The following is a 5021-nucleotide window of genomic DNA, read 5'->3' on the forward strand; positions in this document are numbered from 1 at the left end:
ATTTGGGGCTTACTCATATATTGATGAAAAAAACCAACCTTATAAAAATTATTGGGAGCTTGGTTTAAGCTATAAAATTAATCAAGGTAAAAATCATTTAGGTGTGAAATTTGGTCAATCGCAACTCAATGATGACTATGTTTTAATGACCCAAAAAATTAATGGTAATGATAATAAAACAACCTCATTTCTTTCTTTAGATACCGATATTAATTACAAACGTCTAACTTTAAGCCCATTCGTACAATACATCTGGAATCCAGATAATTACTACCGTTCTACAGGAAAAACCTTCAACAGCAATGTGATTGTCGGTTTAGTCACTCAAATTAAGCTCTACTAAGGGAAAAAAGAGATGAAGATTACAAAAATTAGCTTACTATTCACAGGTCTATTCGTCAGTAGTGTCGCTTGTGCTGAATATAGCTGTCAGCAGTTAGAACTAAAAGACTGTCCAACCACCGTAGATAAAAAATTACCTGATCCACACGATATGTTGACATGGACACAACAGCAAAGAGTAATTGGCTTTCGAAATACTTTCCGTAGTTACGACGGTAGTGTTTTTCACCCTGACAAGAAGAATGTACTTGCACTACCAAAGCTTAACAACAGTATAAAAAATAAGGATATCCATTACTCGGTAGATGGGAAAAACTATAATTTAAATGATTACTTAAAAAGCCAAAGTGTGGCAGGTCTAATTGTATTAAAAGACGGCAAAATCGCTTATGAATACTATGGTCAAGGCAACAATGAGACAACGTTGTGGACTTCACGTTCAGTCGCTAAGTCGATTGTAGCAACGCTGATTGGGGTCGCTATTCAACAAGGTAAAATCAAATCGGTAGATGATCCAATCATTCAATATTTACCTGATTTGAAAGGAACTGCTTGGGAAAAAGTGTCTTTAAAACAACTTTTACAACACACCTCTGGTGTTGAGTGGAATGAAAATTATAAAGATCCAACTTCAGATTTTGCAAAAATGACTTATTGTGAGGCAGCTAAAGATCCAGATGCTTGTGTCTATAAAAATGTAAAAAATTTGAAAGCTAAATATGAACCAGGAACAGTATGGTCATATAGCACCGGTGGTGCATATCTAGTGGGTAAAGTATTAGAAGCTGCGACACATGAAAATATTGCTAAATATCTTGAAGACACTATCTGGAAACGAGTAGGCATGGAGCGAGAGGGTGTTTGGCAATCTTATACCCGCAATCAAGTTGACATGGGTGGTCACGGGTTTAATGCAACTTTGCGTGATTACGCACGTTTCGGACAATTTATATTGAATGACGGGCGCATTTCTAATGGAGACAAAATGCTACCCGAAGGTTGGACAGCGCAAGCAACCGAATGGAATCAAGCTAAAGGTTCTGTTTCTGAAAACTATCCGAACGGGATATATGGTTTTCAATGGTGGAATTCACATGCAAAAAAAGGATCGCCATTAACGACTCAAAATTCTGATGCAACTTTTTGGGGGCTAGGCATTTTTGGGCAAATGTTAGCTATTAACCCTAAAGACAAGATTGTAATGATGCAATGGAGTACATGGGAAACTGCAATGCCATCTGCTCAACTTGATAATGAAAAAAGCTTATTTTTTAATGCTGTAACTCAGCATCTTACTCAGCAAAAATAGGCATTTTTTATGTGGTTTAGATTGTCATTAAATTTTAACTTGATATTTGTCTAAGGCAGTTTTAGAATCCGCCCAACGAATTTTTCAGGAGCTTCATTGTGAGTACTTGCTCGAGTGACACTAGTCGATCGGTAATAGTTTAAGTATCCCCTGAAGTCCTTACAGGCCTCTTCTTGTGGATACAAGAAGAGGTTTTTTTATATTTCCTCTCTTTTAATTTCTATTATCAACCCATGATTTCATCATGATTGGTTGCAAGTTCTTGCATGTGCTCTTTTTTTATGGGAGTGATGCCAGTGTTATATATCTTAAAGAAACGCTCACTTATCTCTAGTTTTTGTTTATTGGCTTTTTCTAGTTCTAGTCATAGTGGACGGCCTATGGCTGTTGATGATGCAGCTCTTGTTTCTCCAAAAACCTGCCAACTAGAAACATGGGCGCAACATAATCCTGACAGTAAAGAATATTGGGCAGTACCTGCTTGTAATTTTGGTGGAAATTTTGAGTTTGCTGTAGGTTTGGGAAGAGTAAACGATGACACTGAACATGCCAGCTATGCAACTTTACAGGGTAAAACCTTATTAAAACCCCTACAAACCAGTGATTGGGGAATTGGATTTTCATTTGGAACTCAAATGAATACTAAAGATTCTTCACAGAAAGATTGGTCCGTAAACGTACCTTTGAGTATTTCAACACTCGAAGACAAATTCTTAGTCCACCTTAATCTCGGCTGGTTACGAGAAAATACCACCCATAAAAACCAAACCACATGGGGAGTTGGAACAGAAACACAACTTACCCATCCATTCACACTCACTGCCGAAGTCTATGGTAATGACCGAAATGAGTCTTTTTACCAAGCTGGCTTTAAATACATGCTTTATAAGGACTTTGTCCAACTAGATGCAAGCTACGGGAATCAAATTTCGAGCCATGACGATGCATTTTTTTCGGTTGGATTTGTATTCCTTACAAATACCTTTTTACCTTAAATTTCTTGGAGTGCTAAATGAAAAAACAGCGTAAAAAACCTGCATTTCTCAATAGTATGGAAAATGAGATTATTTTAGCGGTATCAATGCTTTATGCCATTATTGTGACGATTATGATCATTGTTCACTATATCCAACCAAGTGAACAAGAAACTCGCTCATCTTCCACTTCTGTTTCACATACCAGCAAATAGATTTATTTAGCTCATTCATTACTCAGGAGCAAACATGATCACTAGTTACGTAAAATCAGGTAATACATTGGCTATGCTACAAGGATTACCACTAGATATTGATCAAAATCTAGTCTGGGTCCAAGTGCATCTACCCACGGCAGATGAGCTGAAACTATTAACAGAAACCTTTTCCATAGACATTGCTAATAGCAATACGGGCGAAGTTGAAATTGATGATTATCATTATATTAGATCCGAATTATTAACCCTAAGTGCAGAATGCCATCCTACTTTTGGGAAAGTATTGTTTATTTTGGGTGATAAGGTATTAATAACGATTAACTCTACTGAAAATTTCAGACCTTTTGAAAGTGCTTTACGTCGTTTAAACAGAAAAGCTTCTCATCATGAGACACCTCGATCAACATTACGTGTATTACTCCAAATCGCAAACGATAATACTGATAATGTAATTGATTGTATTGCCGAAGGATTAAAGGAAACATCAGACGAAATTTTTCAGATTTCGGAAGGTCGTGGAGAAGATGGTAAAGAGTTAGGTGTACAGGATCTATTAGAAACAATTTTTAATTTAAATCAGAGAGAAGAACTTATCTCTAGATGTTTGGAGTCACAACTTTCTTTAATGCGTGTAGTGCGATATCTAAATGGCGAAGTAGATAACATCAGTGAAGTAGAACTTCAGATTTTAGTATCTGAACTGGCTGGTGATGTTGCCGAAGTTAAGGAATATGCCTCATTTGAGTATGAAAAGGTTAGATATCTGCAAAATGCGGTCACCAACATTATGAATATTAAACAAAACCAAATTGTTAAGGTCTTTACGATTATTACTGCTGTGTTTTTACCACCAACATTGGTAGGTACATTTTATGGAATGAACTTTGCTGTAATGCCTGAATTATCTTGGGAACATGGTTTTTTATATTCTATGATTCTTACTTTAGCTGCGGCAATTCTTCCTTTAGCTTATATAAAACATAAAGGCTGGTTGCGGTAATTTATATTTCAAATGTGCTCTTTTTGATGATGAAAGGGCACAATAAAAATGAATTGTTAAACGTTATAAAGATAAGCTACAAGATCAGACGATGATGTTATCTACAAACTGCTATAATCATGATCATCACAATATCTAACTTAAGCTTGCTACAACAGCAGGCTTTTAGTATGCGCACATAAACCTGCTAGGAAATATGAAACATTATCTAAAACAAACACAAACAACCACTTCTAACTGGACCACAGAGCAAGACTGTTTCTTGATAGAAAATAATTCCCTCTCAGTTTACGAACTCATCAAACACTTGCCTTTTTCTGAAGAAGAAATAAGAGTACGTAGATCTGTTTTGGGTTTAGTGCGAAGGGATAAGCAAATGAAAAGATATAATTTTACCAAATGGTAAAATTAAAATGAAAGTAAATATTTCAAAATATCTCTTTTTAAGCGCTCATTTTGTGGATGAGTTATCAAAACCATAATTTTTTTAGGTGTTTTTATTGGGTGTCTTACAAAAGAAGCTAATTACTTACAAACCACACCAATAAGATTACCTTTACTTACAATTCTTTAAGCATAATCAAATACATAAGATATTCATAGATCAGCACTTTATAACAATAGGATGGAGAGAGGTTAATGCCAAAGTATTTAGCTGTAGCCGAAAAGGTTTATAAAAATATTAAAAAAGATAGCTTATTCACTGATGACATTACTCAGAACCTAAACTGTTTAATTAGTCAGATTCGAAAAGCTATTAAAGGAACGGAGTTTAAGCTCAAGTTCAACTATATAGATTTTGAAGAAAACTTAACCAAGCCGTTAAGTGAATGCAAAGTTCAAATTGACTTAAGTGTTATGCCGAAGTTTGCAAATGAAGGTGAATATCTTCTTTGGTTAGCGGGTTTTATCGAGCGAATCACAGATGGGGGAAAACCTAAATTGCCACCAATTTCACAATTCCTTCCACCTGGTTTTAAGATGTCGAAAGATACATTTGCTGTTTCTGTAGTTCCTCAAAAAGAAGAGCATGCAGACATGATAATCAATTATTTCAAATCTGAGGATTTTATTAAAACCAATAAAACTCCTTCATAAAAGAATATAGAAGTGAACGTCCACCTTGCTTCTATATACTGCTGGTTTAAACTCAGCGACCGCCTTCTGGGGCGGTTTTT

7 protein-coding genes are annotated in these 5021 nt (G+C 35.6%); all 7 read left to right on the forward strand.

Annotated elements, in window-relative coordinates:
- Nucleotides 1-343 (forward strand): carbohydrate porin (locus HUN22_RS15530; RefSeq protein ID WP_174731195.1); only part of this gene is annotated, 343 nt, incomplete at its 5' end.
- A gap of 12 nt (nt 344-355) precedes the next feature.
- The gene (locus HUN22_RS15535) at nt 356-1651 is read left to right on the forward strand and encodes a serine hydrolase domain-containing protein (protein ID WP_174731198.1); all 1296 of its coding nucleotides are present in this window, start codon (nt 356-358) and stop codon (nt 1649-1651) included.
- Nucleotides 1652-1941: 290 nt separating this feature from the next.
- Entirely contained in the window at nt 1942-2646 is a 705-nt protein-coding gene (locus HUN22_RS15540) for a hypothetical protein (RefSeq protein ID WP_174731200.1), read from the forward strand.
- Nucleotides 2647-2663: 17 nt separating this feature from the next.
- Nucleotides 2664-2840, forward strand: a complete 177-nt coding sequence (locus tag HUN22_RS15545; RefSeq protein WP_016144804.1) for a hypothetical protein — start codon at nt 2664-2666, stop codon at nt 2838-2840.
- A gap of 34 nt (nt 2841-2874) precedes the next feature.
- Complete coding sequence (locus HUN22_RS15550) at nt 2875-3843, forward strand: CorA family divalent cation transporter (RefSeq protein ID WP_254617551.1); 969 nt, start codon at nt 2875-2877, stop codon at nt 3841-3843.
- A 196-nt stretch (nt 3844-4039) separates the two neighbouring features.
- The gene (locus tag HUN22_RS15555; protein WP_174731203.1) at nt 4040-4249 is read left to right on the forward strand and encodes a hypothetical protein; all 210 of its coding nucleotides are present in this window, start codon (nt 4040-4042) and stop codon (nt 4247-4249) included.
- Nucleotides 4250-4482: 233 nt separating this feature from the next.
- Entirely contained in the window at nt 4483-4941 is a 459-nt protein-coding gene (locus HUN22_RS15560) for a hypothetical protein (protein ID WP_174731206.1), read from the forward strand.
- Nucleotides 4942-5021: the final 80 nt, after the last annotated feature.

This window comes from Acinetobacter lactucae, from assembly GCF_013344765.1.
Taxonomy (GTDB): Bacteria; Pseudomonadota; Gammaproteobacteria; order Pseudomonadales; family Moraxellaceae; genus Acinetobacter; species Acinetobacter lactucae_A.